The following is a 26,688-nucleotide window of genomic DNA, read 5'->3' on the forward strand; positions in this document are numbered from 1 at the left end:
TCTATTCTTGTGCCTGCCCGCCGTTATCCAGCCTCAACGGAGAGCTCCCCATGACTGATACCCTCGATCGTGACGAACGCCACCTGGCGCGCATGCTGCGTAAAAAAGCCGTGATTGACGAACGCATCGCCAATTCGCCGAACGAATGCGGCCTGCTGCTGGTGCTGACCGGCAACGGCAAAGGCAAAAGCAGCTCGGCCTTCGGCATGCTCGCCCGTTCCATGGGCCATGGCATGCAGTGCGGTGTGGTGCAGTTCATCAAGGGGCGCAACAGCACAGGCGAGGAGTTGTTCTTCCGCCGCTTCCCGGAGCAAGTGCGTTTTCACGTGATGGGCGAGGGCTTCACCTGGGAAACCCAGGACCGCCAGCGTGACATCGCCGCCGCCGAAGCCGCGTGGGCCGTGTCCCGCGAGTTGCTGCGCGATCCGTCGATTGGCCTGGTGGTGCTTGATGAGCTGAACATCGCCCTCAAACACGGTTACCTCGATCTCGATCAAGTCCTCAGCGACTTGCAGGCCCGTCCGCCGATGCAACACGTGGTGGTCACCGGTCGCGGCGCCAAGCCGGAAATGATCGAGCTGGCCGACACCGTCACCGAAATGAACGTGATCAAACACGCGTTCCAGGCCGGGATCAAAGCGCAAAAAGGCGTCGAGCTGTGAATCAACCACGTCATTGCCCGGCGGTACTGATTGCCGCGCCGGCCTCCGGTCAGGGCAAGACCACTGTCACTGCTGCGCTGGCCCGTTTGCATCGCAATCAGGGGCGCAAGGTGCGCGTATTCAAATGCGGCCCGGACTTTCTCGACCCGATGATTCTCGAGCGCGCCAGCGGTGCGCCGGTCTATCAACTGGACATGTGGATGGTCGGCGAGCAGGAAAGCCGTCGGCTGTTGTGGGAAGCGGCGGGTGAAGCGGACCTGATTCTGATCGAAGGGGTCATGGGCTTGTTCGACGGTACGCCATCCAGCGCTGACCTGGCGCGACACTTCGGTGTGCCGGTGCTTGGCGTGATCGATGGCACCGCCATGGCTCAGACCTTTGGTGCGTTGGCCCTGGGCTTGGCGCGTTATCAGCCGGACTTGCCGTTTGCCGGCGTGTTGGCTAACCGCGTCGGCACCTTGCGTCATGCGCAATTGCTTGAAGGCAGCCTGACCGAAGGCTTGCGTTGGTACGGTGCGTTGTCCCGGGAAACCGGGATCGAACTGCCGAGCCGTCACCTCGGGTTGGTGCAGGCCAGCGAGTTGAATGATCTCGATCTGCGCCTCGATGCGGCGGCCGATGCGTTGGCCAGTAGTTGCGAGGTGGCGCTACCACCGGCCGTCGAATTCGCCGCCCCGGATGTGATCAGCGCCGAGCCGTTGCTGGCGGGTGTGCGCATCGCCGTGGCCCGTGACGAAGCGTTCGCCTTCACCTACGGTGCGAGCCTGGATTTGCTGCGGGCGATGGGTGCCGAGTTGTCATTTTTCTCGCCGATTCGCGATACCGAGTTGCCGGAGGCAGACAGCCTCTATCTGCCCGGCGGCTACCCTGAACTGCACCATGTCGCCCTGTCGCAAAACACTTCGATGCTCAACGCTATTCGCGCACACCATGCGGCGGGCAAGCCATTGCTGGCCGAGTGCGGCGGCATGCTGTATCTGCTCGATTCCTTAACCGATGTCGACGGCACTCGCGCTGAACTGGTCGGCTTGCTGGCGGGGGATGCGGTGATGCAAAAACGTCTGGCGGCGTTGGCGTTGCAAGCGGTCGAGTTGCCCGAAGGTTTGTTGCGCGGGCACACCTATCATCACTCGTTGACCAGCACTGAGCTTGAGCCGATTGCCCGGGGCCTGAGCCCGAATGGCGGGCGCGGGGCGGAGGCGGTTTATCGTGAGGGGCGGATGACAGCCTCTTATGTGCACTTTTATTTCCCGTCGAATCCGTCGGCGATTGCCGCTCTGTTTGCGCCTGATCTTGAGGCCGCCTTCGCGAGCAAGCCCGCTCCCACAGTTGACCGCGTTTCGTCAGGCAGCACGCCATCTAATGTGGGAGCGGGCTTGCTCGCGAAGCGGCCATGACCGACAACGCCTTCTCCGAAGCCGAACGCGCCGCCGTCTACCGCGCCATCGCTGAACGCCGCGACATGCGCCACTTCAGCGGCGGCACTGTCGAGCCTGAATTGCTGCGGCGCCTGCTCGAAGCCGCGCACCAGGCACCCAGCGTCGGCCTGATGCAGCCATGGCGCTTCATCCGCATCAGCGATCGAGCCCTGCGCGGCAAGATCCAGTTATTAGTAGAAGAAGAACGCATCCGCACTGCCGAAGCCCTCGGCGAGCGCACCGACGAGTTCATGAAGCTCAAGGTCGAAGGCATCAACGACTGCGCCGAAGTGTTGGTAGCAGCGTTGATGGATGATCGCGAACGCCACATTTTCGGTCGCCGCACCTTGCCGGAAATGGACATGGCGTCGCTGTCCTGCGCGATCCAGAATTTGTGGCTGGCGTCCCGCGCTGAAGGGCTGGGGATGGGCTGGGTGTCGCTGTTCGAGCCGCAAGCTCTGGCGGACCTGCTGGGTTTGCCTGTCGGTGCCAAACCGCTGGCGGTTCTTTGCCTGGGTCCGGTCAAGGAATTCTATCCGGCGCCGATGTTGGTACTCGAAGGCTGGGCGCAGGCGCGCCCGCTCAGTGAATTGCTGTATGAAAACTATTGGGGAGTGAGTCAATGAGTGTGGCGTTATTGAGTGTCGCCGCGGTTGCGCTGGATGCGCTGCTGGGTGAACCCAAACGCTGGCATCCGCTGGTGGCGTTCGGCCGTTTTGCCGATCGCATCGAGCAACGTTTCAACTCCGGCGGTCGCGGTTGGCGCAGTCACGGCGTCACCGCCTGGGTGATCGCGGTGTTGCCGCTGACCTTGTTGGTTACGGCGCTTTCCTGGGCGCCTTATGTCGGTTGGGTGGTCGAGATTCTGGCGCTGTATTGCGCCCTCGGCATGCGCAGCCTTGGCGAACACGTCGAGCCGGTGGCCAAGGCCCTGCGCAGCGATGACTTGGACGAAGCGCGTAAACGCGTGGGTTATCTGGTCAGCCGCCAGACCAGTGAGCTGGATAAAACCGAAGTCGCCCGCGCCGCCACCGAATCGGTGCTGGAAAACGGCAGTGACGCGGTGTTCGCTGCGCTGTTCTGGTTTGCCGTGGCCGGTGCGCCGGGCGTGGTGCTCTATCGACTCAGTAACACCCTCGACGCCATGTGGGGCTATCGCAACGAACGCTTCGAACGGTTCGGCTGGGCGGCGGCGAAAATCGACGACGTCCTCAACTACATTCCCGCACGTTTGGTGGCGTTGACCTACGCACTGTTGGGCAAAACCCGACTCGCATTGAAATGCTGGCGTACCCAGGGCCCGACCTGGGACAGCCCGAACGCTGGCCCGGTGATGGCGGCCGGTGCCGGTGCGCTGGGTGTCGAGCTGGGCGGGGCGGCGATTTATCACGGTGAATTGCATCAGCGTCCACAACTCGGTGAAGGCGCGCCAGCGGATGCCGACTCCATCGACCGTGGCTGGCAATTGGTCCAGCGCGGCGTATGGTTATGGCTGCTGATTCTCTGCGTGGGGGCTGAATTCTATGCTTGAGCACGGTGGCCGGTTGCGTAAGGCGGCGCTCGAATACGGCATCGCCGAAGCCGATTGGCTCGACCTGTCCAGTGGCCTGGCACCCTGGCCATTTGCGATTCCTGAAATTCCGTTACGAGCCTGGGCGCGGTTGCCGGAAACCGATGACGGTCTGGAGCAGGCGGCTTGTGATTACTACGGCGCCGCCCAGGTGTTGCCGGTCGCCGGTTCGCAGATGGCGATCCAGTTGCTGCCGCGTCTGCGCCGGGCCGGTAAGGTCGGCGTGCTGTCGCCGTGTTATGCCGAACACGCGGAGGCGTGGCGTCGTAACGGTTACATCGTGCGCGAAGTGCTGGAGCAGGAAGTCGACTTCTTTCTCGACAGCCTCGATGTGTTGGTAGTGGTCAACCCGAACAATCCCACGGGCCTGAGCCTGAGCCCGAATCGTCTGCTCGACTGGCACTCGCGGCTGGCCCAGCGCGGTGGCTGGCTGGTGGTGGACGAAGCGTTCATGGACAACACGCCGCACCTGAGCCTGGCCGCGTTTGCCAATCAGGTCGGGCTGATCGTGCTGCGCTCTTTCGGCAAATTTTTTGGCCTGGCCGGGGTACGGCTGGGTTTCGTCCTGGCGGAGCGCAAGTTGCTCAGATTGCTCGCTGAGCAAGTCGGACCGTGGGCGGTCAGTGGCCCGACCCGGGTGCTGGGCCAGGCCTGTTTGCAGGACACTGAAGGGCACGCCCGGCAACGGGTGCGCAGCGACGAGGCCAGTCAGCGCCTGGCTGCGCTGCTGGAACGATATGACCTTAAGCCGCAGGGCGGTTGTGCCTTGTTTCAATGGCTGATCACTGAGCGCGCCGAAGAGCTGCATGCATTTATGGCTCGGCGCGGGATCTTGCTGCGGTTGTTCACCCACAACAGCAGCCTGCGTTTTGGCTTGCCGGCTGATGCAACTGAAGAGGCTCGCCTCGAGCAAGCCCTGCAAGCCTTCGCCAAGGAAACCCGATGACTACGTTGATGGTGCAAGGCACTACGTCCGACGCCGGTAAAAGCACGCTGGTGACGGCGTTGTGTCGCTGGGTCACGCGCCACGGTGTCAGCGTTGTGCCGTTCAAGCCGCAAAACATGGCGTTGAACAGCGCCGTGACCGCTGATGGTGGCGAGATCGGCCGCGCGCAAGCGGTGCAGGCTCAGGCCGCCAACCTTGAACCGCACACCGACATGAACCCGGTGCTGCTCAAACCCAACAGCGACACCGGCGCCCAAGTGATCATTCATGGTCGCGCCGTCACCACCATGAACGCGGTCGCCTATCACGACTACAAAGCCATCGCGATGCAAGCGGTGCTGGCCTCACATGAACGGCTGAGCGCGGCTTATCCGGTGGTGATGGTCGAAGGCGCGGGCTCGCCGGCCGAGATCAATCTGCGCGCTGGTGACATTGCCAACATGGGCTTTGCCGAAGCCGTGGACTGTCCGGTGGTGCTGATCGCCGACATCAATCGCGGCGGGGTTTTCGCCCATCTGGTCGGTACGCTTGAGCTGCTGTCGCCGAGCGAGCAGACGCGGGTCAAAGGTTTCATCATCAACCGTTTTCGCGGTGACATTGCCCTGCTGCAACCGGGCCTCGACTGGCTCGAAGAACGCACCGGCAAACCGGTGATCGGCGTCCTGCCCTACGTCATGGACCTGCACCTGGAGGCTGAAGACGGCATCGATCAACGCCAGACCGACAAGGCTGACCAAGTGCTGAAAGTGGTGGTGCCGGTACTGCCGCGCATCAGCAATCACACCGATTTCGATCCACTGCGCCTGCATCCGCAAGTGGACCTGCAATTCATCGGTCCCGGCCAAGCGATTCCGGCCGCTGACCTGATTATTCTTCCGGGCTCGAAAAGTGTGCGCAGCGACCTCGCGTACCTGCGGGCCAACGGCTGGGACACCGCGATCTCCCGACACTTGCGCTACGGCGGCAAAGTGTTGGGGATCTGTGGCGGTCTACAAATGCTTGGTGAGCAGGTTCACGATCCGCTGGGCCTCGAGGGCGCGCCGGGTTCCAGTGCCGGTTTGGGTTTGCTGGCGTTCGAAACCTTGCTCGAAGCAGAGAAGCAGTTGCGCAATGTGCGCGGGCGTCTGGCGTTGGAAAATGCCGAGGTCAGTGGCTACGAAATCCATGCCGGCGTAACCACTGGACCGGCGTTGGAAAACGCTGCTGTGCAGCTGGACGATGGTCGCTGCGATGGCGCGCAAAGTCTCGACGGGCAGATTTTCGGCACCTACCTGCATGGGCTGTTTGAGTCACCGGCGGCGAGCAGTGCGCTGTTGCGTTGGGCCGGATTGCAGAACGTGCAGGCGGTGGATTATCACGCCTTGCGCGAACGCGATATCGAGCGGTTGGCGGATTTGGTGGAGAAGCATTTGGATACCGCGCTGTTGCGTGAGCTCTGTGGGTTTTAGGGTGGGTTTGATGGCCCCTTCGCGAGCAGGCTCGCTCCAACATTGGAATGCGATCAACTGTGGGAGCGGGCTTGCTCGCGAAGGCGTAATTCGCCTCACCGCCCATATAAAGGAATAAACCATGCTCCAACTAATCCTCGGCGGCGCCCGCTCCGGCAAAAGTCGCCTGGCTGAAAAACTCGCCACTGACAGCCAGCTCCGGGTGACCTACATCGCCACCAGCCAACCGCTGGACGGCGAAATGAACGAACGGGTGGCTCATCACCGCGCCCGTCGCCCCGTCGAATGGGCGCTGATCGAAGAACCGCTTGAGCTGGCCCGCGTCCTGCACGAAAACGCCAGTGCCGAGCGTTGCCTGCTGGTGGATTGCCTGACCCTGTGGCTGACCAATCTGCTGATGCTCGATAACCCCGAGCGCCTGACGGCCGAGCGTGATGCCTTGCTGGACTGCCTGGCGTCGCTGCCGGGCGAAATTATTTTTGTCAGCAACGAGACCGGAATGGGTGTCGTGCCGCTGGGCGAATTGACTCGCCGCTATGTCGATGAAGCCGGTTGGCTGCATCAAGCCTTGGCTGAGCGCTGTCAGCGAGTCGTCCTGACCGTCGCCGGCCTGCCCCTGACTCTTAAAGGTAATGCGTTATGACTCAATCCTGGTGGCTCAACCCGTGCAAGCCGATCGATGCAGCAGTCGTTGAGCAGGCTGAAGCCCGTCAACAGCAACTGACTAAACCGGCCGGTTCCCTCGGTCGGCTGGAGTCGGTCGCCGTGCAACTGGCCGGATTGCAAGGGCAGGTCAAACCGAGCCTCGATCAACTGTGGATCGCGATCTTTGCCGGTGATCATGGTGTGGTCGCGGAAGGGGTGTCGGCGTTTCCCCAGGAAGTCACCGGGCAGATGCTGCACAACTTCGTCACCGGCGGCGCGGCGATCAGTGTGTTGGCGCGGCAGTTGGGCGCCTCCCTTGAAGTGGTCGACCTCGGCACGGTTACACCGTCCTTGAACCTGCCGGGCGTGCGGCATCTGAATGTCGGCCCGGGCACGGCCAACTTTGTGAACGGCCCAGCCATGACCGTCGCCCAGGGCGAACTGGCCTTACAGGCTGGTCGCGACAGCGTGTTGCGCGCCATCGCGGCGGGCGCGCAGTTGTTCATCGGCGGCGAAATGGGCATCGGCAACACCACGGCGGCCAGCGCTTTGGCCTGCGCCTTGCTGGATTGCCCGGTGGTGCATCTGACCGGGCCGGGCACTGGGCTGAACGCTGCGGGTGTCAGCCATAAAGCGCAAGTGATTGAGCGTGCGTTGGCCTTGCACGGCGCTCAGCGAGGGGATGCGCTGCAAACGCTGTTCAACCTCGGTGGTTTTGAAATTGCGGCGTTGGTCGGTGCGTACCTGGCGTGTGCCCAGGAAGGCATCGCGGTGCTGGTGGATGGCTTTATTTGCAGCGTCGCCGCGTTGGTCGCGGTGCGTTTGAATCCGCAATGCCGCCAGTGGTTGCTGTTCGGCCATCGTGGTGCCGAGCCGGGCCATCGCCATGTGCTGGAAACCCTGAACGCTGAGCCGTTGCTGGACCTCGGTTTGCGTCTGGGCGAGGGCAGCGGTGCCGCGTTGGCGGTGCCGTTGTTGCGTCTGGCGTGCGATCTTCACGGGCAGATGGCGACCTTCGCCGAAGCCGCTGTGGCGGATCGCCCGGCATGACCTTGCGCCTGGACCTGTTGCGCCACGGCGAGACCGAACTCGGTGGCGGCTTGCGCGGCAGCCTCGACGACGCACTGACCGACACCGGTTGGGCACAGATGCGCACGGCGGTGGTTGCGGCGGGGCCATGGGATCGTCTGGTCAGCTCGCCATTGCAGCGTTGTGCGCGTTTCGCTGATGAACTTGGCGAGCAACTGAATCTGCCGGTGCAACGGGACAAGGATCTGCAGGAACTGCATTTCGGCGCGTGGGAAGGGCAGAGTGCGGCGGCGTTGATGGAGACGGATGCGCAAGCACTCGGGCTGTTCTGGGCTGATCCTTATTCGTTTACACCGCCACAGGGCGAGCCGGTCAGTGATTTTTCTGCGCGGGTATTGGCGGCGGTCAAGCGCCTGCACGGGGCCTATGCCGGTGAACGGGTGTTGCTGATCAGTCATGGCGGTGTGATGCGTTTGCTGCTGGCACAGGCGCGGGGTTTGCCGCGTGAACAATTGCTCAGCGTTGAAGTGGCGCATGGTGCGCTGTTTTCCCTGACGGTTGAGGCCGACGGTTCGCTCAAGGAAGGTCATTGATATGTTGCCTTTCTGGATCGCCCTGCAATTTTTGAGCAGTCTGCCGATTCGACTCCCGGGCATGCCGGCGCCTCAGGAATTGGGGCGCTCGCTGCTGTTTTATCCGCTGGTCGGGCTGCTGTTCGGCGGGCTGTTGTTTGCGCTGAACGGGTTGTTGTCGGGCGCGCCGTTGTTGCTGCACGCTGCATTGTTGCTGACTGCTTGGGTGTTGCTCAGCGGCGCGCTGCACCTGGATGGCCTGGCCGATAGCGCTGATGCGTGGCTCGGTGGGTTTGGCGACCGGGAACGCACACTAACCATCATGAAAGACCCGCGCAGCGGGCCGATTGCGGTGGTGACCTTGGTGTTGGTGCTGCTGCTTAAATTTGCTGCGTTGCTGGCGCTGATCGAGCAGGGACACAGCGTAGTTTTGATCGTCGTTCCGTTGATTGGCCGTGCGGCGCTGTTGGGGTTGTTCCTGACTACGCCTTATGTGCGTGCCGGTGGGTTGGGGCAGGCGCTGGCTGATCATTTGCCGCGCAAGGCCGGTTGGCAGGTGTTGGCGGTCAGTGCGCAGGCGTGTGGTTTGATTGCTGGGCTGAGCGGCGTGTTCGCTATCGTGCTCGCTGCGGTGGTGTTTGTCTGGTTGCGGCAAGTTATGCAGCGGCGATTGGGTGGCACGACCGGCGATACGGCAGGGGCGTTGTTGGAGTTGTTGGAAATGGTGGTGTTGGTGGGGTTGGCGTTGGTCTGCTGACTGTTGGGGTGGATGTGCTGGCCCCTTCGCGAGCCTGCTCGCGATGGCGATCTGCCTGATAACGATATTCTTGAACCTTGCTTTCATTCAACCGCGGGTATATACACGCACGATGCTCGATTCCCAATGTTTATGTATCAACCTGCGTCGCGCCGCTCGTGGCGTCAGCAGGCATTACGACGGCGCTCTCGACGGCTTCGGGATCAACGTTGCCCAGTATTCTTTGCTGTGCAATCTGCAGCGTCTGGATCAACCGAGTATTTCCACCCTGGCCGAAGCCATGGGCCTGGACCGCAGCACCCTGGGGCGCAATCTGCGGGTGCTGGAAGGCGAGGGGCTGGTGGCGCTGAACGAGGGCGAGGATATGCGCAATCGCATCGTCAGGCTCACCGAGGCTGGCGCTGAGCGCCTGGCAGCGGCGTTGCCGGCCTGGGAAGCGGCGCAGCAGCGGCTGATTGATCGTCTGGGCGCCGAAAAACGTGAAACCTTGCTGAAGTTGCTGGACGAACTGGCTTGATGCCAGTTTGTTCGATCTTAAGCGGGTATATACCCGCTACCGGAGAATAAGAATGACATCGATGTGGCGTACGTGCGGTTGGGTGTTGGTGGGGAGTGCGCTGATTCTGGCGTTGTCTCTGGGCGTGCGGCATGGCTTCGGGCTGTTCCTGGCGCCGATGAGCGCTGAGTTCGGCTGGGGGCGCGAGACCTTTGCGTTTGCCATCGCCTTGCAGAACCTGATCTGGGGCCTGGCACAGCCGTTCACCGGCGCCCTGGCCGACCGCTTCGGTGCCGCAAAAGTGGTGTTGGTCGGTGGTGTGTTGTACGCGGGGGGCCTGGTCTGCATGGGCTTGTCTGACTCGGCGGTGACCTTGTCCCTGAGTGCCGGTCTGTTGATCGGTATCGGCCTGTCAGGCACCTCGTTCTCAGTGATCCTCGGCGTGGTCGGGCGTGCGGTGCCGCCGGAGAAACGCAGCATGGGCATGGGCATCGCCAGCGCTGCCGGTTCTTTCGGCCAGTTCGCGATGTTGCCCGGTACGCTGGGGCTGATCGGCTGGCTCGGCTGGTCCGCCGCTTTGTTGGTGCTGGGCTTGCTGGTGGCGTTGATCGTGCCGTTGGTGAGCATGCTCAAGGACAAGCCGCTGCCGGTGCTTGGTCATGAGCAAACCTTGTCCGAAGCCCTGCGTGAAGCCTGTTCCCATTCCGGGTTCTGGCTGCTGGCGTTCGGCTTTTTTGTCTGCGGGTTTCAAGTGGTATTCATCGGCGTGCACCTGCCGGCCTATCTGGTGGATCAACACCTGCCGGCCACCGTCGGCACCACGGTGCTGGCGCTGATCGGGTTGTTCAATATCTTCGGTACTTACACGGCAGGCTGGCTCGGCGGGCGGATGTCCAAGCCGCGCTTGCTCACGGGTTTGTACCTGTTGCGAGCGGTGGTGATCGGGCTGTTCCTGTGGGCGCCGGTCACAACGACCAGTGCTTATCTGTTCGGCATGGCGATGGGCTTTCTGTGGTTGTCCACGGTGCCGTTGACCAATGGCACCGTGGCAACCTTGTTCGGTGTGCGAAACCTGTCCATGCTCGGTGGGATTGTTTTCCTGTTCCACCAGCTCGGATCGTTCCTCGGTGGCTGGTTGGGCGGGGTGGTGTATGACCGTACCGGGAGCTACGACTTGATCTGGCAGGTAGCGATTCTCTTGAGTCTGTTGGCGGCAGCCCTGAATTGGCCAGTGCGTGAACGGCCGGTAGCGCGGCTGCAAACCCAGATGAGCGCGATATGAACAGTCTCTGGCCGCGAATAGTTGTAGCCGGTGTCGGCGCCTTGCTGCTGGCCCTGGCGTGGTGGGGTTGGCATCAGGGCGGGCTGGCGCTGATGCAATTGGGCATGGGCGCTTGCTAGCAGGATGTGAGGACGAGTAAGTTCGCTTTCTGACGATTCCTCAAGGATGCACCGACATGCTGATGCGCTGGCTCGCAGTCCCCGCGTTGCTGATGGCGTTTACCGGATTGGCCCAAGCGGCCGAGTGTCCGGAGCTGTTGCAGGGCTCGCTGCCCAAGTTGCGGGCCAAGGAATCGATCGATCTGTGCCAGCGTTATGCGGGCAAGCCGCTGGTGGTGGTCAATACCGCCAGCTTCTGCGGCTTCGCCCCACAGTTCAAAGGCCTTGAGGCGCTGTATCAGCGTTACAAGGACCAAGGGCTGGAGGTGCTCGGCGTTCCGTCCAATGACTTCAAACAAGAGGCCAAGGACGGCGCTGAAACGGCCAAGGTTTGCTACGTCAACTATGGCGTGACCTTCACCATGACCGAGCCGCAGAAAGTCCGCGGCGACGAGGCGACTCATCTGTTCAAAGTTCTCGCCGAGCAGAGCAGCGCGCCGAAGTGGAATTTCTATAAGTACGTCATCGATCGCCAAGGCAAAGTGATTGCCAATTTCTCCAGCCTGACCAAACCTGACAACCCGGAATTCATCGAGGCCGTAGAGAAAGCCATCGCCTCGAAGCCCCTCAACCCCTGACGCGCACAGCCTTTGTAGGAGCAGAGCTTGCTCGCGAAAGCGGTGTGTCAGTTGATGGATAAGCTGCCTGACCTACCGCTTTCGCAAGCAAGCTCTGCTCCTGCTGGGGTTGTGGTGTTTTGAACAGGCATGAAAAAGCCCCGCTTTCTGCAAAGAGAGCGGGGCTTTTCAGTGGGCGAGGGGTTAGCCTCGCCGCGCAGCATCAGAAGCGGTAAGTAGCGCCGACACCGAAACCGTTCGCCGAGTTTTCATACTTGGCGTCGTAGGTCTGGCCACGATCGTTTTCGTTGTGGATCTTCACCGACTCTTCTTTCAGGTACGAGTAAGCAACGTCGATGGTCAGGTCTTCGGTCGGGCTCCAGCCGGCACCGATGCTGAAGATTGTCCGGTCGCCAGTAGGAATACGTGGCGAGCGGTCGACGTTGTTGGTTGGCGACTGGTCAACCGACAGACCGGTACGCAGTACCCATTCCTTGTTCAGCTGATACGAGGCACCGATGGCGTGAGCCCAGGTGTCGTGCCAGTTTTGTTCTTCGGTAATGGTACCGAATTGACTGCTCAGGCCAGCCGGAACATCTTTGTTGTTGACAGTGATTTCTTGCAGGCGGCTCCAGCGAGTCCAGGTGCTGCCCGCGTAGACGGTCCACTTGTCGTCGATCTGGTGAGTGACCGAGAAGTCCACAGATTCAGGCGTGGTCAAGCCCAGCGAGGCGTCGTACTTTTGGTTTGGGTTTTGCTGTACGGCAGCCAACAAGCCGTAGTAGACCTTAGTGTCACCTTCGAGCTTGTACTTCACTTTCGAGTGATAGGTCAGGCCGACGCGAGTGCTGTCGGTCAACTGAGCCAATATCCCGATGTTGTAGCCCAGAGCGGTATCGTTACCTTTGATCTTGACCTGGCCATCCGGCGCTGCCTGAGTGACCGACAGGTTCGATTCCAGGGTGCCGTCGATGCGGTTGATGGTCGGGCCGAAACCGATGGACACCTTGTCGTTGAAGGCGTAGCTGACAGTCGGCTGCATGGTCACGACTTTAACGTCGCTCTTGCTGCCGAAGTAACGGCCGGCAAAGTTGCTTTCATAGTCGGTTACCAGGCCGAACGGTGCGTAAACACCGATACCGAATGCCCAATGATCATCGATAGGCTTGACGTAGTAGCCCATCGGCACGGCGATGAACGGAACCATGTCACCTTTGTTGGTGCCGCTGTTCGGGCTGGAGCTGGCTTGGCTGATATCGGTGTGCGCGTCGAGCATTGCAAAACCGCCGGTAACTTGTTCCCGCTTGATGCGGGACATGCCGGCAGGGTTGCCATAAATTGTGCTTGCGTCATCGGCAGAGGAAGATCGCCCGGCAAAACCTGTACCCATCCCGCTGATACTTTGTTCGTTGATGGCAAAGCCAGCTGCGAAAATTTGGGTGGATGCCAAGGCAACGGCGAGGCTAAGGGTGGTTTTGAGCATTACTTTTTTCATTATTAGAACTCCTGATGATCACCGGGGCGAAAATTACCAAGATTTTCGTCTCGGCGCTATAGCCTGTATGGGTTGAGCTAGAGCGCTTTTGTAGGACAATCCGACCAGATTCGCGACCTGTTGCAAGATCTTGTGAAACGGGCCGGTCAGCAAGCGACTTGATTCAGGGATGAAACACAGGTTTGCCAGGCGCAGGTAAAATCGCGAAGGCGTCCTTGCGGTTGAAAGGTCTGGCGCCATATTCGGGCCATTCCCAGCACATCGTCGGGGTCGGGGAGGGGAGTGTTTTGTTCTTCTACTAACAGCCAGGCGATGGCCGTGGCGTAGCGCAGGTTGACGGTCAATTCCAGGTGCGGACTGCTTAAAAAGGCGTGCTGGCTGGCCAGGCCACGAACCAGGCTCGCCCGCTCCGGGTCCAGTGCCAGGTAGTCATCCCAGAGTGCCCGGTGACGGGGCTCGGCGATTCGGTACAGGCCGTGTCCACGGCGGTCATGCAGGGCGGAGCCAAGGGCTGACTGGCTGGCGGCGATGCCCAGCAGCAGGGATTCGGCAGTTGCGCTATGGCGCCCGAGGTAAATCAATGTCGGGCGGATCACATAACGGCACAGTTCGCTGGCAGCGATACCCATAAAGCCCTCGAAACATGAAATGGGCGGCGACACCTGAAGGGGGGCTTGGCAGCAGTGAATCGACTCAGGCTCGCCGGAAGCGGATCAAGCCGCTTGAGTTGAAGTGTAGTGTCATATTCGCGCTGTAAAGGACTGTTTTTAAAATATTTCCGGCAGGCAGTTATAACCGTTATATCGGTTAGTGCTTAAGCGTTGAGGGTAAAAAGAGAAATATCAGGCAATAAAAAGCCCTGCTTTTTGAGCAGGGCTTTTGAGGTTTTCAGTCTTTCTGGCGTCTCAGGCAACCAGTGCCTGGCGAGTACGATCGATCACGGCCTGCAGCGGTTCAGCGCTGGAGTATTGATCGGGGTACAGGCGTTCGCTGTGACGAGCGATGCCGTGTTCGTTGACCAGAGTGAAGCTGAAGCAGCCTTTGCGAGCGGCCATGATCAGGCAGTTCATTGGTGCAAAAGCGTTAGTTAGGGTGCGAATGGCATCCTGAGTGTGGATTTGAGTAGACATAGTTATTGGGTGTTCCTACAAGCGACACGGATAAGATCCGTGCAAAATTAAAACGTTCCAGTGACGACGACCACCATTGGTCGAACGAAGAACCCGACTGGAACAAAGCAGCCAGTTTGAAGCGCTGATAATTGGCGCGCTTGGGCTGGCAGGTAGGTACTTAGGAGGGCAGGCAACACATCAAGGGCAAAGGTTCTGGGCCCGGGGTGAAGATCCTGATCAATTTGCAGGCTGGTTCGGTCAGAGTAAGTGAGCTTCGCAACACCCTTTGCTTTCATTTCAAAGGCAGTGTTGACGCAAGGTTTACCTGGAAACCATCGAGGTGGTCGATCCCGCTTTGTCGGTGGAGGCTTCTCAGGGAAGGCTGACCGTGGGGATTTGTTCGACCAGAATTGACTTTCAGCTTGGTACTAACGCCGCGGATACTAACTGATTGAATTTTAGAAAGGAAGTGTGTTAGCAAAAAAAGATCTTGTGCAGGGCCTTTTAGGTGCTTTCGCCAAGCGCTTCGAGGGCTGTAAACACTGGGCTTGCCCTGTAATCGCCGAGGTTTTTACCGTTTGTCGCCGCGCTGGCATGGCCCTGAATGGGTCTGGATCAGGAGTTTGTCACGGCTTATCCCCAGGCCTGGTCTGCAAAACGCGCCGAAAAAGCGCATTGATATAACCGCCGCAAAGGTACTTGTGCACATTAGTTGCGCAGGCTGTCACACCACTGTCACCTTGGCTTCAAACGTAGTGGGTGCCTGTAATGAAAATTTAAGTCAATGAAAAACATCGCTTTTTTTAACTGGTGAAAAAATCGTCAGTTTGACTGCGAGCCCCATTCCACAGGGCTTTGCGAGAGTTCAAGGGCGGTTGTCCACTGAGTTATCCACAGCTTCTGTGGATTGTCCCGAGCGCTTGCTCTAGGACGGGCGTGCCGGGTTTTTTTCAACTTTACCTGTAGGAAAAAAAGAGTAGAGTGGCGCGCCTTCCGATCTGCCCCACAGTGCTTTATGAAGTTTCGCTCAGTATCAACCTCTGTTACCGACACGCCCCCTCCTGTTACCCCACCCAAGCGCTTTTCCATGCGTGTGGCCGAGTGGCTACTGGACAGTCCGCGCCTGGGCGATAACCCCAACGTCAAACACTTTGCCGGACGCTTGCTCAAGCAACCGGCCCGGGAAGGCGTGGTGGCCGCCCAAAGTCGTCTGGGGCAGTTGATGTGCCGCGAGTGTGGCAATGCGCGGGATCGGCGCATCGGCCACGATTTGCTGCGTCAGGCCGCCCGCGCAGGTGACCGTCGCGCTCAGCAGGAACTGGGGTTGATCGAAGACTGAGCTGTCCAAGACCTGACGCCTTGGTTAACCTTCAAGCTTTATCTCATCGGCAGGAGTGGCTATGGCTATGGACTTGACCAGCATATTGCTCGGTCTGGCGGGCGCTGCATTGCCATTGCTGGCACTGGCCTGGCAAATCCAGCGCCGGGCGAGCGCCGGGCAGGCCGACGTGGCGTTGCTGGAAGAGCGGTTGGCCACGGCCCAATTGGCTCAGGACGGTTTGAACGCCCAGCTCGATGCGTGCCGCGACGAAATCGGCGACCTGAGCCAGGCCAATTCCGCCAAGCAGGCCGACCTGGCCGCTGTACGCCGTGAAGTCGAGTTGCTGCAAATCGAGCGCGACGATGCCCGCGACGCGTCCCACGCCTGGAATATCGAGCGCGCCGGCAAAGAGGCTGAGTTGCGTCGCCTCGACGCGCAGGCTGCATCCCTCAACGCCGAGCTGCGAGAGCAACAGGAAAGCCATCAGCAGCGCCTCAACGACCTCCAGGGCTCGCGCGACGAGCTGCGGGCGCAGTTCGCCGAGCTGGCGGGGAAAATCTTCGACGAGCGCGAGCAGCGTTTCGCCGAGACCAGTCAGCAGCGCCTGGGGCAGTTGCTCGATCCGTTGAAGGAACGCATCCAGTCCTTCGAAAAACGCGTCGAAGAAAGTTACCAGGCCGAGGCGCGAGAACGCTTTTCCCTGGCCAAGGAACTGGAGCGGTTGCAGGCCCTCAACCTGCGCCTGAGTGACGAAGCCACCAACCTGACCCGGGCCTTGAAAGGCCAGAAAACCCAAGGCAACTGGGGTGAGCTGATTCTTGAGCGGGTGCTTGAACACGCGGGCCTGGAGAAGGGCCGTGAGTACCAGACTCAGGTCACCCTCAAAGGCCCGGACGGCGAGCGTTTCCAGCCGGACGTCATCATTTATTTGCCCGGCGACAAGCAGGTGGTGGTCGACTCCAAGGTCAGTCTCACGGCTTATCAGCAATACGTGGCGGCCGAAGACGATGCCATCGGCCAGGTCGCCATCAAGCAGCACGTGCTGTCGCTGCGTAATCACGTCAAAGGGCTGTCCGGCAAGGATTACAAGCGACTGGATGGCTTGCATAGCCTGGATTTCGTTCTGCTTTTCGTGCCTATCGAAGCCGCGTTTTCAGCGGCATTGCAAGCCGAGCCGACGCTGTTTCAGGAGGCCTTCGACCGCAACATCGTGATCGTCAGCCCGACCACGTTGCTCGCCACGTTGCGGGTCATAGATAGCCTGTGGAAGCAAGAGCGCCAGACCCAGAATGCCCGGGAAATCGCCGAGCGAGCCGGATGGCTGTACGACAAGTTTGTGCTGTTCATCCAGGATCTGGACGAGGTGGGCAATCGCTTGCAGCAGCTGGATAAAGCCTACAGCTCGGCGCGCAATAAGCTGACAGAAGGGCGCGGTAATCTGGTCAGTCGCAGCGAGCAACTGAAGCTGCTCGGCGCACGAGCGAGCAAGAGCTTGCCGGCGGATTTGCTGGAGCGGGCAATGACCGATGTGGATGGCTTGGCCGAGTTGCCGGAGTAACTGCTTGTGTGGCGAGGGAGCTTGCTCCCGCTCGGCTGCGCAGCAGCCGCAAAGCAGGCAGCGCGGTATGCCTGACAGCCAAAGTGGCAGCATTTGGGGGCTGCTTCTCAGCCCAACGGGAGCAAGCTCCCTCGCCTCAGGTTTTGGGTTAGCCCGTAGGCCTCATTTATAACGGCAAATGCCGACTCAACAACGCCCGCAACGCCGCCGGCTTCACCGGTTTCGCCAGATAATCCAACCCCGCCGCATGCACCTGCGCCACCGTCTCCGGCCGCCCATCCGCACTGATCACCACGCCCGGAACCGGTTCACCCAAACGGGTACGCAGCCAGGCCATCAACTCGGTTCCGGTTTCACCGTCGTCCAGGTGGTAATCCACCAGTGCCAACTGCGGCCGTACACCATCGCCGAGCAATGCGGCACACTCTTCACGGTTGCGCGCGGTCCAGACCTGGCAACCCCAGCGCGTCAGCAGGCTGTTCATGCCGATCAGGATGCTGTCCTCGTTATCGATGCACAGCACCTGCGCGCCCGTCGGCAATTTACCGTTCAGTTCGGTGACGTTATGCGGCGCCGCTACAGTCTGCGCCCTAGCCAGCGGCACGCTGACGCTGAACACGCTGCCATGCCCCGGCCAGGAGCGCACGCGCAAGGTATGGCCCAGCACCCGACACAACCCATCGGCAATCGCCAAGCCCAGACCCAGGCCTTTCTCGGCGCGGGTCTGGTGGCTGTCGAGGCGTTTGAACTCTTCGAAAATCACTTTCTGTTTATCTTCCGGTATCCCTGGGCCACGGTCCCAGACTTCCAGGCACAGTTCGCCGTTTCGCCGCCGAACCCCCAGCAGCACCGGGCCTTTGGCATAACGGAACGCGTTGGTCAGGAAGTTCTGCAGGATCCGGCGCAACAGCTTGATGTCGCTGTTGACCCGCAACGTGCTGCCGCGCAGACGGAATTTCAGCCCTTGTTCCTGCGCCAGTGCCTTGAACTCGGCGCCGAGGATGTCGAACAGTTCATTAAGCACGAACGGCTTGGGATCCGGGTTGATCTTGCCGTTTTCCAGGCGGGAAATGTCCAGCAAGTCGCTGATCAAGTCCTCGGCGGAACGCAGTGAAGTGTCCAGGTGCTGGATCAGCTTCTGTGCTTCGCTGGACAAGCCATCATCCTGATGAGTCAGGGCCGCAGAGAACAATCGCGCGGCGTTCAGCGGTTGCATCAAGTCATGGCTGACTGCCGCCAGAAAGCGGGTTTTAGACTGGTTGGCCGACTCGGCGGTGCCTTTGGCTTCGGTCAGGGCGACGTTGAGTTGCGAGAGTTCGTGGGTACGTGCGGTCACCCGTTGCTCCAGGCCTTCGTTGGCCTCGGTCAACGCCTGCTCGGCCTCGCGGAACGCGGTGATGTCGGTGAAACTCATGACGAAACCGCCGCCGGGCATCGGGTTGCCGATCAGCTCAATCACACGACCATTGGGGAAAAGTCGTTCAGAGGTGTGGGCACGACCCTGACGCATCCAGTGCAGGCGGCGGGCGACGTGGACTTCCGCTTCGCCGGGACCGCACAGTCCGCGCTCGGCGTTGTAGCGAATGATGTCGGCAATCGGCCGACCGACGCTGATCAAGCCGTCCGGGTAGTTGAACAACTCCAGGTAACGCCGGTTCCAGGCCACCAGTTTCAGCGACTGGTCGACCACGCTGATGCCCTGGGTGATGTTCTCGATCGCCCCTTGCAGCAAGGCGCGGTTGAACTGCAAAACTTCCGACGCTTCGTCGGCGATACGGACGACGTCCTCAAGCTGCATTTCCCGACCTTCGATGGCGGCTTTTACTACAGCACGCGTCGAAGATGCGCCGAGGACACCGGCCAGCAAGCGTTCGGTATGGGCGATCCATTCACCGTCGGCGTTCTGGTTCGGATTGAAGCCTTTGCCCTGGCGGTAGGCGAAGCGGATAAAGCTTTGGCGGGCGCGTTCTTCACCGACAAAACGTGCGGCCAGTTGCAGCAGATCGTCGATTTGCACCGAAAGCATCGAGCGAGCGCTGGGCCGGGCGCTGATTTCCTGACCAATGAACCGGCCAGCCTGCCAGTGCTCTGACACTCGTGTGCGTGACAGCACCGAGACCCAGGCGAACAGAGTGAAGTTGCCCGCCAGCGACAGCACCACGCCTTGGGTCAGTGGGGTGATGGGCAAGTGCAGTGGGTTGCTGTGCAGCCAGGCCAGTCCGGGAAAACTACTTAGCGACCAACCCAGGCTGAGGGCGGTAATTGGCAAAATCAACGTGTAGAACCAGAGGAACGTCCCGGTGGCGAGCCCGGCAAATACGCCGCGACGGTTGGCCTGTTTCCAGTACAGCGCACCGAGCATGGCTGGGGCTAATTGGGTCACGGCGGCGAAGGCGATCTGGCCGATGGTCGCCAGGCTGGCGGTAGAGCCGAGCAGGCGATAGCTGACGTAGGCGAGCAGCAAAATCACCACGATGCTCACCCGGCGCACCGAGAGCATCCACTGGCGGAACACTTCGAAAGGTCGCTCGGCGTTGTTGCGGCGCAGCAGCCACGGCAACAACATGTCGTTGGAGACCATGGTCGACAGCGCCACGCTGGCCACGATCACCATGCCGGTGGCCGCCGAAGCACCGCCGATAAACGCCAGCAACGCCAGTGCCGGGTGGGCCTGGGCGAGGGGCAGGCTGATGACGAAAGAGTCCGGTAGCACCGAGCTCGGCAGCAACATCTGACCGGCCAGCGCGATAGGGACTACAAACAGCGCCGCCAATGCCAGATAAGCCGGGAATACCCACTTGGCCAGGCGCAAATCCTGAGGTTCGATGTTCTCCACTACCGTGACGTGGAACTGTCTTGGCAGGCAGATGATCGCCATCATTGCGACGCCGGTTTGCACCACCATCGAAGGCCAGTTGATGGTTTCCTTCCAATACTCTTCCAGGCGCGGGGCGAGCATGGCCTGGTCGAACAGGTCGTCGAAACCGTCGTATAAGCCGTAGGTCACGAACGCGCCGACCGCCAGAAAAGCGAACAGCTTGACCAGTGATTCAAAAGCAATCGCCAGCACCATGCCGCGGTGGTGTTCGGTGGCGTCGAGGTTGCGCGTACCAAATACGATGGTGAACAGCGCCAACACCAGCGAGACGATCAGCGCCGTGTCCTGGGCGCGGGTGCCCATGGCATCAGCGCCAGCACCGATCAGCAGGTTCACCCCGAGCACGATGCCCTTGAGCTGCAAGGCGATGTAGGGCAACACGCCGACCAGGCAAATCAGCGCCACCACCACCGCCAGCGACTGCGACTTGCCATAGCGCGCGGCGATAAAGTCGGCGATGGAGGTGATGTTCTCCTGCTTGCTGATCATCACCATTTTTTGCAGGACCCACGGCGCGCACACCAGCAGCAGGATTGGCCCGAGGTAGATCGGCAGGAATGACCAAAGCTGTTCGGCGGCCTGGCCCACGGCACCAAAGAACGTCCAACTGGTGCAATACACGGCCAGCGACAGGCTGTAGACCCAGGCACGCACACGCGGCGGCAACGGCGCGCTGCGACGGTCGCCGTAGAAGGCGATGGCGAACATGATGGCCATATAGGCCAGGGCAACGGCGGCGATCAGCCCGCTGGACAGCGACATGGAAACTCCAGACAAAAGACATCCGGGACTCCTGCCCGGTCAGACAGTCTCGCACGATGGCCGGGGTTCGTCAGTGTCGACCAAGGTCGTGGCGTGGCGGGGTGTCGCAGGCTTTGTGTCAGTTGCAGGTGGGCTGTATTCACTGGCCCCTTCGCGAGCAAGCCCGCTCCCACATTGGATCTTCTGTGAACACATAAATTGTGAACACCTAAGAGCCAATGTGGGAGCGGGCTTGCTCGCGAATGGCGGTATCACTGACTCAACGCAATCTCGATCAACCGATGCAACTCCTCAACCTCCAGCGCCGCCGCCGAGAACAGGATGCGAAACACCGTCGGCGCCACCACCATGTTGATCAGCCGATCAACGCTCGGCTTGGGCTGATCCGGGTAACGATCCAGAATCGTCTGCAACTGCGCGCCAATGATGGTCACGCAATAGCCCGGCGTTGCGCTGCATTGCACATCGCGCAAAATGTTGCGGCCAGGCTCGGAGCTCATTTCGTCCAGATACTGCTCGGCCCAGGCCCGCACATCACCGCGCAGGCTGCCGGTGTTGGCCGGCTCGCTGTCGGGGCGCAGGCGGGCGAGGGCGACATCCGCCAGCAACACCGACAGATCGCCCCAGCGCCGATAGATTGTCGACGGCGTAACCCCCGCGCGCGCGGCGATTTGCGGCACGGTCACGCTCGCGCGGTCCTGCTCTTCGAGGAGCGCGCGGACCGCCGAATGAATCGACTCTTGCACCCTGGCACTGCGGCCACCTGGGCGTAAACTAGGACCTGTCATCACTTATTTCCTGCGTCGCGCCGGGTCTGCTGTTGCGCAGGCCAAGGCGCGAGGAGTGTGGTTTGGTTTTTCCAAATGAACGACGAGCAACGCAGGCCTGCGCAACAGCAGGCCCGGCCCTTCGGGTTGCCACCTGAAAGCTGGCCATGCTGCGTTGCAGTCCTTGGCAAGGAAACGACATTACCTACGGACTGCGCCTTGCCTGGCCAGCTTTCAGGTGGCAACGCGACGCAGGAAATAAGTGATGACAGGTCCCTAATAGCCATGCGGCGGACCTTAACACAAAGAATTTGCTTTAAGCGCTAGCGAGTAGCACACTCCGCAAAAGCAAAAACTTAGCTTTTGTGGAGTGTGCCCATGCCTCATCCAACCTCAAACCGATCGAGCCTGTGGTTTCTGGCGATCACTTTACTCAGTTTTCTCGCCGCCTCCACTGCGCCGACGCCGTTGTATCACCTGTATCAGGAACACCTTCATTTCTCGGCAGCGACCCTGACCCTGATTTTCGGCGTGTACGCTCTCAGCTTGCTGGCGGCGCTGTTGACCGTCGGCTCACTCTCGGATTTCCTCGGGCGTAAACCGGTGATTTTCACCGCGCTATTGCTGAACATGCTCGCGATGTTGCTGTTTATCAATGCCGACAGCGTCGCTTGGCTGATCAGTGCCCGGGTGCTTCAGGGCTTTGCGACCGGGATGGCCACGGCGGTTTTGAGTGCCGCGTTGCTGGATACCGACCGCCAGCAAGGTCCATTGGTCAACAGTGTTGCTCCGTTGCTGGGCATGGCGGCGGGGGCGATGGGCTGCGGTTTGTTGGCCGAATTTGCGCCGCTGCCGTTGCAACTGACTTTTTGGGTATTGTTCGGGCTGTTTGTGCTGCAAGCACTGTACGTCTGGCGCCTGCCGGAAAGTGTCAGTCGGCAGCCGGGTGCCTGGGCTTCGCTGCGCCCGACCTTGCATGTGCCAGTCCAGGCGCGGCGGGCCTTGTGGTCGGTGCTGCCGATCAACACCGCGGTGTGGGCGCTAGGCGGTTTCTTCGCTTCATTGGCGCCGTCATTGGTGCGGACAGCCACCGGCTCGACTTCAAACCTGATTGGCGGCGCGACGGTCGCAGCATTGACGCTCACCGGTGCGCTGATGATCTACACCTCGCGCAATCGGCCGGCGGTCAAGGTGTTACGCCTGGGCGCCAGTTTATTGCCGGCAGGTGTCGCGCTGATTCTGGTCGCTGTTCACATCGCCAGTCTGCCGCTGTTTTTCATCGGCACCCTCATCGCCGGCTGCGGTTTCGGTGCCGGTTTCCTCGGCGCGGTGCGCACCCTGGTGCCGTTGGCCTTGCCCCATGAGCGGGCCGGGTTGATGTCGGCGTTTTATGCGCTGAGTTACCTGGCTTTTTGCTTGCCGTCGTTGCTGGCCGGGAGTTTGACCCGCAGCTTTGGGCTGATCGCGACCACCGATGGTTATGGCGCAGTGCTGATCGTCCTGGCGGTGGGGGCATTGCTGGGCTTGGTGCGCCAGCGGTCTGTGAAAGTCTGTGGCGCCGATGTTCGCTGACCGATAGCCTTGGCACCGCCATTCACTATTCATTTCGACGGACCGTACGATGAAGATCATCCGCAGCAAATCTTTCACCGCCGAGCGTGCGTGGGGCGCACTGGACATCGCCAACATGAACGGCATCACCACCCGTTTGCACTGGACCGACCAACCGTACAAGTGGCACGTCAACGATGGTCAGGAAGTGTTCGTCGTGCTCGATGGCCAAGTGCAGATGCACTATCGTGAAGAGGGCATCGAGCAGCAGGCCTTGCTCGACGTCGGCGATATTTTTTATGCGTCGGTAGGCACCGAGCATGTGGCGCATCCGCTGGGTGCGGCGCGGATTCTGGTGATCGAGTCTGAAGGCAGCGTATAGGCCTATATCTGCAAAACAGATAACAGTTAGAGATATTACCCGTTATATAGATATTCGATTCAGTTCTACCATGGGTTCCACCTCACCAGAGGACAGGAGTTCGCCATGACATGCCCCAACACTGCCAAACCCGGTTTCAAACCTTTCAGTCATCTACCACGCCCGCTGGAAGCGATTCGCCAGTTCACCCCGAACTGGTTCGCCGCCACCATGGGTACCGGCGTGCTCGCTCTGGCGCTGGCGCAATTGCCGGTCGCGATTCCCGGTGTGCACGCGGTTGCCGAAGCCCTGTGGCTGTTCAACATCCTTCTGTTTGTATTGTTCACTGGGTTGTATGCCGCTCGCTGGGTGTTGTTCTTCGATGAAGCGCGGCGGATTTTCGGGCACTCCACGGTTTCGATGTTTTTCGGCACCATTCCCATGGGCCTGGCGACCATCATCAATGGTTTTCTGCTGTTCGGTTTGCCGCGTTGGGGCGATGGGGTGATTCAGATCGCCGAAGTGCTGTGGTGGCTGGATGTGGCGATGTCTCTGGCCTGCGGCGTGCTGATCCCGTACATGATGTTTACCCGCCAGGAACACAGCATCGACCAGATGACCGCTGTCTGGCTGTTGCCGGTAGTGGCCGCAGAAGTGGCGGCCGCCAGCGGTGGTCTGTTGGCGCCGCACTTGGTCGAAGCCCATTCACAACTGGTGGTGCTGGTTACCAGCTACGTGCTGTGGGCATTTTCCCTGCCGGTGGCGTTCAGCATTTTGACCATCCTGTTGCTGCGCATGGCGCTGCATAAATTGCCTCACGAGAACATGGCCGCATCGAGCTGGTTGGCGCTTGGGCCGATTGGTACCGGGGCGCTTGGCATGTTGCTGCTGGGCGCCGATGCGCCAGCGATCTTTGCCGCCAACGGTTTGCCAGGTATTGGTGAAATCGCCGCGGGGCTAGGGCTAGTGGCCGGGATCACGCTGTGGGGCTTCGGGCTCTGGTGGATGCTGATCGCGGTGCTGATCACCGTGCGTTACCTGCGCGCCGGCATCCCGTTCAACCTTGGCTGGTGGGGTTTTACCTTCCCGTTGGGTGTTTATTCCCTGGCCACGCTGAAGCTGGCCAGCACTTTGAACCTGATGTTTTTCAGTGTGTTTGGCGGCGTATTGGTGGCGTTGTTGACCGTGATGTGGCTGATCGTCGGCAAGCGGACAGTGCAGGGCGCATGGCGCGGAGAGCTGTTTGTCTCGCCTTGTATTGCAGGATTAAAGAAATAACCTGCAAAGATTAGGTAATGTGTGGCCTGGATCCACGTTCGATATTCCAATAACAGTATCCAAGCCATTCTCAACGCCAATCAGGGACACACGGAAGATGAGTCACCCCTCACAGTTCACCTTGCTTCGCACCCGGCGTTTTCTGCCGTTTTTCGTGACACAGTCCCTTGGGGCCTTCAACGACAACATCTTCAAACAGTCGCTGATCCTCGCCATTCTGTACAAATTGACCATCGACGGTGATCGTTCGATCTGGGTCAACTTGTGCGCGCTGTTGTTCATCCTGCCGTTTTTCCTGTTCTCGGCACTGGCCGGGCAGTTTGGGGAAAAATTCGCCAAGGACGCGCTGATTCGTCTGATCAAGCTTGGCGAAATCGCCATCATGTCGGTGGGCGCGGTCGGTTTCCTGTTCGATCACCTGTCGCTGATGCTGGTGGCGTTGTTCGCCATGGGCACGCACTCGGCGCTGTTCGGGCCGGTTAAGTATTCGATCCTGCCCCAGGCCTTGCGTGAAGATGAGTTGGTCGGTGGCAACGGCCTGGTGGAAATGGGCACCTTTTTGGCGATTCTCGCCGGCACCATCGGTGCCGGGATCATGATGTCGTCCGGTCACTACGCGCCCCTCGTCTCCACGGCGATCATCGGTGTCGCGGTGCTCGGTTACCTGGCCAGTCGCAGCATTCCTCGCGCGGCGGCCGCTTCGCCGGAGATGCGCCTGAACTGGAATATTTTCACTCAGTCCTGGGCCACTTTGAAACTGGGCCTGGGGCAAACCCCGGCGGTGTCGCGCTCGATTGTCGGCAACTCGTGGTTCTGGTTTGTCGGGGCGATTTACCTGACGCAAATCCCGGCCTACGCCAAGGAATGGATGCACGGCGACGAGACCGTGGTGACGCTGATCCTGACCGTGTTCTCGGTCGGTATCGCCCTCGGTTCGATGCTTTGCGAGAAACTCTCCGGGCGCAAAGTCGAGATTGGTCTGGTGCCGTTCGGCTCGTTTGGCCTGACGGTGTTTGGCTTGCTGCTGTGGTGGCATTCCGGCGGAATTCCGGACAGCGTGACTGGCCATGGCTGGATCGAAGTGCTTGGTTTTGGCCACACCTGGCTGGTGTTGATCGACATCCTCGGGCTCGGGGTTTTCGGTGGTTTCTACATCGTGCCGCTGTACGCGCTGATTCAGTCGCGCACCGCCGAGAACGAACGGGCGCGGGTAATTGCCGCCAACAACATTCTCAACGCACTGTTTATGGTGGTCTCGGCGATTGTCTCGATCGTGCTGCTGAGCGTGGTCAAGCTGTCGATCCCGGAGCTGTTCCTGGTGGTGTCAGTGCTGAACATCGGCGTCAACGCCTACATCTTCAGCATCGTTCCCGAGTTCAGCATGCGCTTCATGATCTGGCTGCTCAGCCATTCCATGTACCGCGTGGAGCACCGCAACCTGGACCTGATTCCCGATGAAGGCGCGGCGCTGCTGGTGTGCAACCATGTGTCCTTCGTCGATGCCTTGCTGATTGGCGGTGCTGTGCGTCGGCCGATTCGCTTTGTGATGTATTACAAAATCTACAACCTGCCGGTGCTGAACTTTATCTTCCGCACCGCTGGGACTATTCCTATCGCCGGACGGCAGGAAGACATTCAGATTTACGAAAAAGCCTTCAAGCGGATTGCCCAGTATCTGAAGGACGGTGAGTTGGTATGCATCTTCCCTGAAGGAAAACTGACCGCTGACGGTGAGATAAACGAGTTCAAGGGCGGGCTGACGCGGATTCTCGAAGAGACACCGGTGCCGGTGATTCCGCTGGCGTTGCAAGGGTTGTGGGGGAGTTTCTTCAGCCGCGATCCGGGCAAAGGCTTGTTTCACCGGTTGTGGTCGCGGGTGACGTTGGTGGCGGGGCCGGCGGTGGCCGTTGAAGTGGCGGAACCGGCCGCATTGCAGGCGTTGGTTGGGGAGTTGCGCGGGACTGTCAGGTAGTTAGTGACTGGGCGGGCCTCATCGCGAGCAAGCTCGCTCCCACAGGGAAATGTGTTGTGTCACAAATAGTAGGCACACCATCCATCCACTGTG

25 protein-coding genes are annotated in these 26,688 nt (G+C 60.4%); 20 read left to right on the top strand and 5 right to left on the bottom strand.

All coding sequences use genetic code 11. The features are described 5' to 3' along the window. Positions 1-50: 50 nt before the first annotated feature. The 14 genes from cobO (at position 51) to JFT87_RS13375 (ending at position 11,561) form a co-directional block, all read left to right on the top strand. Positions 51-662: a cob(I)yrinic acid a,c-diamide adenosyltransferase gene (cobO, locus tag JFT87_RS13315; RefSeq protein WP_201201904.1), complete on the top strand. Its 612-nt coding sequence runs from the start codon at positions 51-53 to the stop codon at positions 660-662. Continuing rightward, positions 659-2,059 (top strand): cobyrinate a,c-diamide synthase, encoded by a 1,401-nt coding sequence (locus JFT87_RS13320; protein WP_201201905.1) that lies wholly within the window; start codon positions 659-661, stop codon positions 2,057-2,059. The genes cobO and JFT87_RS13320 overlap by 4 nt, the downstream gene beginning before the upstream one ends. Further along, positions 2,056-2,706: a 5,6-dimethylbenzimidazole synthase gene (bluB, locus tag JFT87_RS13325; RefSeq protein ID WP_201201907.1), complete on the top strand. Its 651-nt coding sequence runs from the start codon at positions 2,056-2,058 to the stop codon at positions 2,704-2,706. Before JFT87_RS13320 ends, bluB begins: the two co-directional genes overlap by 4 nt. Continuing rightward, positions 2,703-3,611 carry an adenosylcobinamide-phosphate synthase CbiB gene (gene cbiB, locus JFT87_RS13330; RefSeq protein WP_201201908.1) on the top strand — a complete coding sequence of 303 codons (909 nt, stop codon included), beginning with the start codon at positions 2,703-2,705 and terminating at the stop codon, positions 3,609-3,611. Before bluB ends, cbiB begins: the two co-directional genes overlap by 4 nt. After that, positions 3,604-4,596, top strand: coding sequence for a threonine-phosphate decarboxylase CobD (gene cobD, locus JFT87_RS13335; RefSeq protein ID WP_201201909.1), 993 nt, complete (start codon positions 3,604-3,606; stop codon positions 4,594-4,596). Before cbiB ends, cobD begins: the two co-directional genes overlap by 8 nt. Beyond that, on the top strand, positions 4,593-6,044 hold the full coding sequence (locus JFT87_RS13340; protein ID WP_201201910.1) for a cobyric acid synthase: 1,452 nt from the start codon (positions 4,593-4,595) through the stop codon (positions 6,042-6,044). The genes cobD and JFT87_RS13340 overlap by 4 nt, the downstream gene beginning before the upstream one ends. A 121-nt stretch (positions 6,045-6,165) precedes the next feature. Then, positions 6,166-6,687 carry a bifunctional adenosylcobinamide kinase/adenosylcobinamide-phosphate guanylyltransferase gene (gene cobU, locus JFT87_RS13345; protein WP_201201911.1) on the top strand — a complete coding sequence of 174 codons (522 nt, stop codon included), beginning with the start codon at positions 6,166-6,168 and terminating at the stop codon, positions 6,685-6,687. After that, a complete protein-coding gene (gene cobT, locus JFT87_RS13350) occupies positions 6,684-7,739 on the top strand; it encodes a nicotinate-nucleotide--dimethylbenzimidazole phosphoribosyltransferase (RefSeq protein ID WP_201201912.1) in 1,056 nt (351 codons plus the stop codon). Before cobU ends, cobT begins: the two co-directional genes overlap by 4 nt. Continuing rightward, positions 7,736-8,311, top strand: coding sequence for an alpha-ribazole phosphatase family protein (cobC, locus tag JFT87_RS13355; protein WP_201201913.1), 576 nt, complete (start codon positions 7,736-7,738; stop codon positions 8,309-8,311). The genes cobT and cobC overlap by 4 nt, the downstream gene beginning before the upstream one ends. A 1-nt stretch (position 8,312) precedes the next feature. After that, positions 8,313-9,047, top strand: coding sequence for an adenosylcobinamide-GDP ribazoletransferase (locus JFT87_RS13360; protein WP_201201915.1), 735 nt, complete (start codon positions 8,313-8,315; stop codon positions 9,045-9,047). 112 nt (positions 9,048-9,159) lie between these two features. After that, complete coding sequence (locus tag JFT87_RS13365; protein WP_201194864.1) at positions 9,160-9,564, top strand: MarR family winged helix-turn-helix transcriptional regulator; 405 nt, start codon at positions 9,160-9,162, stop codon at positions 9,562-9,564. 52 nt (positions 9,565-9,616) lie between these two features. After that, positions 9,617-10,825 carry an MFS transporter gene (locus JFT87_RS13370; RefSeq protein ID WP_201201916.1) on the top strand — a complete coding sequence of 403 codons (1,209 nt, stop codon included), beginning with the start codon at positions 9,617-9,619 and terminating at the stop codon, positions 10,823-10,825. After that, positions 10,822-10,944: a hypothetical protein gene (locus JFT87_RS28610; RefSeq protein WP_274610069.1), complete on the top strand. Its 123-nt coding sequence runs from the start codon at positions 10,822-10,824 to the stop codon at positions 10,942-10,944. The genes JFT87_RS13370 and JFT87_RS28610 overlap by 4 nt, the downstream gene beginning before the upstream one ends. 56 nt (positions 10,945-11,000) lie before the next feature. Beyond that, positions 11,001-11,561, top strand: coding sequence for a glutathione peroxidase (locus tag JFT87_RS13375; protein WP_201201918.1), 561 nt, complete (start codon positions 11,001-11,003; stop codon positions 11,559-11,561). A gap of 202 nt (positions 11,562-11,763) precedes the next feature. Here the strand turns inward: JFT87_RS13375 and JFT87_RS13380 are convergent, their stop codons facing one another. The 3 genes from JFT87_RS13380 to JFT87_RS13390 form a co-directional block, all read right to left on the bottom strand. Beyond that, positions 11,764-13,035: an OmpP1/FadL family transporter gene (locus JFT87_RS13380; RefSeq protein WP_201201919.1), complete on the bottom strand. Its 1,272-nt coding sequence runs from the start codon at positions 13,033-13,035 to the stop codon at positions 11,764-11,766. 146 nt (positions 13,036-13,181) lie between these two features. Beyond that, positions 13,182-13,664, bottom strand: a complete 483-nt coding sequence (locus JFT87_RS13385; RefSeq protein ID WP_201201921.1) for a hypothetical protein — start codon at positions 13,662-13,664, stop codon at positions 13,182-13,184. Between the two features lie 276 nt (positions 13,665-13,940). Beyond that, a complete protein-coding gene (locus JFT87_RS13390) occupies positions 13,941-14,165 on the bottom strand; it encodes a hypothetical protein (RefSeq protein ID WP_003214941.1) in 225 nt (74 codons plus the stop codon). 997 nt (positions 14,166-15,162) lie between these two features. Between JFT87_RS13390 and JFT87_RS13395 the strand changes: the two genes are divergently transcribed. Together JFT87_RS13395 and rmuC are read left to right on the top strand one after the other, a co-directional pair. Further along, entirely contained in the window at positions 15,163-15,486 is a 324-nt protein-coding gene (locus JFT87_RS13395) for a sel1 repeat family protein (RefSeq protein WP_201201922.1), read from the top strand. 175 nt (positions 15,487-15,661) lie between these two features. Further along, entirely contained in the window at positions 15,662-17,026 is a 1,365-nt protein-coding gene (gene rmuC, locus JFT87_RS13400; RefSeq protein WP_201205180.1) for a DNA recombination protein RmuC, read from the top strand. Positions 17,027-17,192: 166 nt separating this feature from the next. Here rmuC and JFT87_RS13405 read toward each other — a convergent pair whose 3' ends face one another. Both JFT87_RS13405 and JFT87_RS13410 read right to left on the bottom strand, forming a co-directional pair. Then, positions 17,193-20,666 (bottom strand): hybrid sensor histidine kinase/response regulator, encoded by a 3,474-nt coding sequence (locus JFT87_RS13405; protein ID WP_201201924.1) that lies wholly within the window; start codon positions 20,664-20,666, stop codon positions 17,193-17,195. Positions 20,667-20,917: 251 nt separating this feature from the next. Beyond that, positions 20,918-21,454 (bottom strand): TetR/AcrR family transcriptional regulator, encoded by a 537-nt coding sequence (locus JFT87_RS13410; protein WP_201201926.1) that lies wholly within the window; start codon positions 21,452-21,454, stop codon positions 20,918-20,920. Between the two features lie 357 nt (positions 21,455-21,811). Between JFT87_RS13410 and JFT87_RS13415 the strand changes: the two genes are divergently transcribed. The 4 genes from JFT87_RS13415 to JFT87_RS13430 all read left to right on the top strand — a co-directional run bounded on the left by JFT87_RS13415 (position 21,812) and on the right by JFT87_RS13430 (position 26,595). Further along, the gene (locus JFT87_RS13415) at positions 21,812-23,005 is read left to right on the top strand and encodes an MFS transporter (RefSeq protein ID WP_201201927.1); all 1,194 of its coding nucleotides are present in this window, start codon (positions 21,812-21,814) and stop codon (positions 23,003-23,005) included. Positions 23,006-23,054: 49 nt separating this feature from the next. Then, positions 23,055-23,366, top strand: a complete 312-nt coding sequence (locus JFT87_RS13420) for a cupin (protein ID WP_201201928.1) — start codon at positions 23,055-23,057, stop codon at positions 23,364-23,366. Positions 23,367-23,471: 105 nt separating this feature from the next. Continuing rightward, entirely contained in the window at positions 23,472-24,623 is a 1,152-nt protein-coding gene (locus tag JFT87_RS13425) for a TDT family transporter (RefSeq protein ID WP_201201929.1), read from the top strand. A gap of 97 nt (positions 24,624-24,720) precedes the next feature. Then, on the top strand, positions 24,721-26,595 hold the full coding sequence (locus JFT87_RS13430) for an MFS transporter (protein WP_201201930.1): 1,875 nt from the start codon (positions 24,721-24,723) through the stop codon (positions 26,593-26,595). Positions 26,596-26,688 lie beyond the last annotated feature (93 nt).

It is taken from the genome of Pseudomonas sp. TH15, from assembly GCF_016651105.1.
In the GTDB taxonomy this organism is placed as follows: domain Bacteria; phylum Pseudomonadota; class Gammaproteobacteria; order Pseudomonadales; family Pseudomonadaceae; genus Aquipseudomonas.

Coding starts and splice junctions, on each gene's coding strand:
- cobO (WP_201201904.1), top strand. CDS start 51: ATGACTGATACCCTCGATCGTGACGAACGCCACCTGGCGCGCATGCTG.
- bluB (WP_201201907.1), top strand. CDS start 2,056: ATGACCGACAACGCCTTCTCCGAAGCCGAACGCGCCGCCGTCTACCGC.
- cbiB (WP_201201908.1), top strand. CDS start 2,703: ATGAGTGTGGCGTTATTGAGTGTCGCCGCGGTTGCGCTGGATGCGCTG.
- cobD (WP_201201909.1), top strand. CDS start 3,604: ATGCTTGAGCACGGTGGCCGGTTGCGTAAGGCGGCGCTCGAATACGGC.
- JFT87_RS13340 (WP_201201910.1), top strand. CDS start 4,593: ATGACTACGTTGATGGTGCAAGGCACTACGTCCGACGCCGGTAAAAGC.
- cobU (WP_201201911.1), top strand. CDS start 6,166: ATGCTCCAACTAATCCTCGGCGGCGCCCGCTCCGGCAAAAGTCGCCTG.
- cobT (WP_201201912.1), top strand. CDS start 6,684: ATGACTCAATCCTGGTGGCTCAACCCGTGCAAGCCGATCGATGCAGCA.
- cobC (WP_201201913.1), top strand. CDS start 7,736: ATGACCTTGCGCCTGGACCTGTTGCGCCACGGCGAGACCGAACTCGGT.
- JFT87_RS13360 (WP_201201915.1), top strand. CDS start 8,313: ATGTTGCCTTTCTGGATCGCCCTGCAATTTTTGAGCAGTCTGCCGATT.
- JFT87_RS13365 (WP_201194864.1), top strand. CDS start 9,160: ATGCTCGATTCCCAATGTTTATGTATCAACCTGCGTCGCGCCGCTCGT.
- JFT87_RS13370 (WP_201201916.1), top strand. CDS start 9,617: ATGACATCGATGTGGCGTACGTGCGGTTGGGTGTTGGTGGGGAGTGCG.
- JFT87_RS28610 (WP_274610069.1), top strand. CDS start 10,822: ATGAACAGTCTCTGGCCGCGAATAGTTGTAGCCGGTGTCGGCGCCTTG.
- JFT87_RS13375 (WP_201201918.1), top strand. CDS start 11,001: ATGCTGATGCGCTGGCTCGCAGTCCCCGCGTTGCTGATGGCGTTTACC.
- JFT87_RS13380 (WP_201201919.1), bottom strand. CDS start 13,035: ATGAAAAAAGTAATGCTCAAAACCACCCTTAGCCTCGCCGTTGCCTTG.
- JFT87_RS13385 (WP_201201921.1), bottom strand. CDS start 13,664: ATGGGTATCGCTGCCAGCGAACTGTGCCGTTATGTGATCCGCCCGACA.
- JFT87_RS13390 (WP_003214941.1), bottom strand. CDS start 14,165: ATGTCTACTCAAATCCACACTCAGGATGCCATTCGCACCCTAACTAAC.
- JFT87_RS13395 (WP_201201922.1), top strand. CDS start 15,163: ATGAAGTTTCGCTCAGTATCAACCTCTGTTACCGACACGCCCCCTCCT.
- JFT87_RS13405 (WP_201201924.1), bottom strand. CDS start 20,666: ATGTCGCTGTCCAGCGGGCTGATCGCCGCCGTTGCCCTGGCCTATATG.
- JFT87_RS13410 (WP_201201926.1), bottom strand. CDS start 21,454: ATGACAGGTCCTAGTTTACGCCCAGGTGGCCGCAGTGCCAGGGTGCAA.
- JFT87_RS13415 (WP_201201927.1), top strand. CDS start 21,812: ATGCCTCATCCAACCTCAAACCGATCGAGCCTGTGGTTTCTGGCGATC.
- JFT87_RS13420 (WP_201201928.1), top strand. CDS start 23,055: ATGAAGATCATCCGCAGCAAATCTTTCACCGCCGAGCGTGCGTGGGGC.
- JFT87_RS13425 (WP_201201929.1), top strand. CDS start 23,472: ATGACATGCCCCAACACTGCCAAACCCGGTTTCAAACCTTTCAGTCAT.
- JFT87_RS13430 (WP_201201930.1), top strand. CDS start 24,721: ATGAGTCACCCCTCACAGTTCACCTTGCTTCGCACCCGGCGTTTTCTG.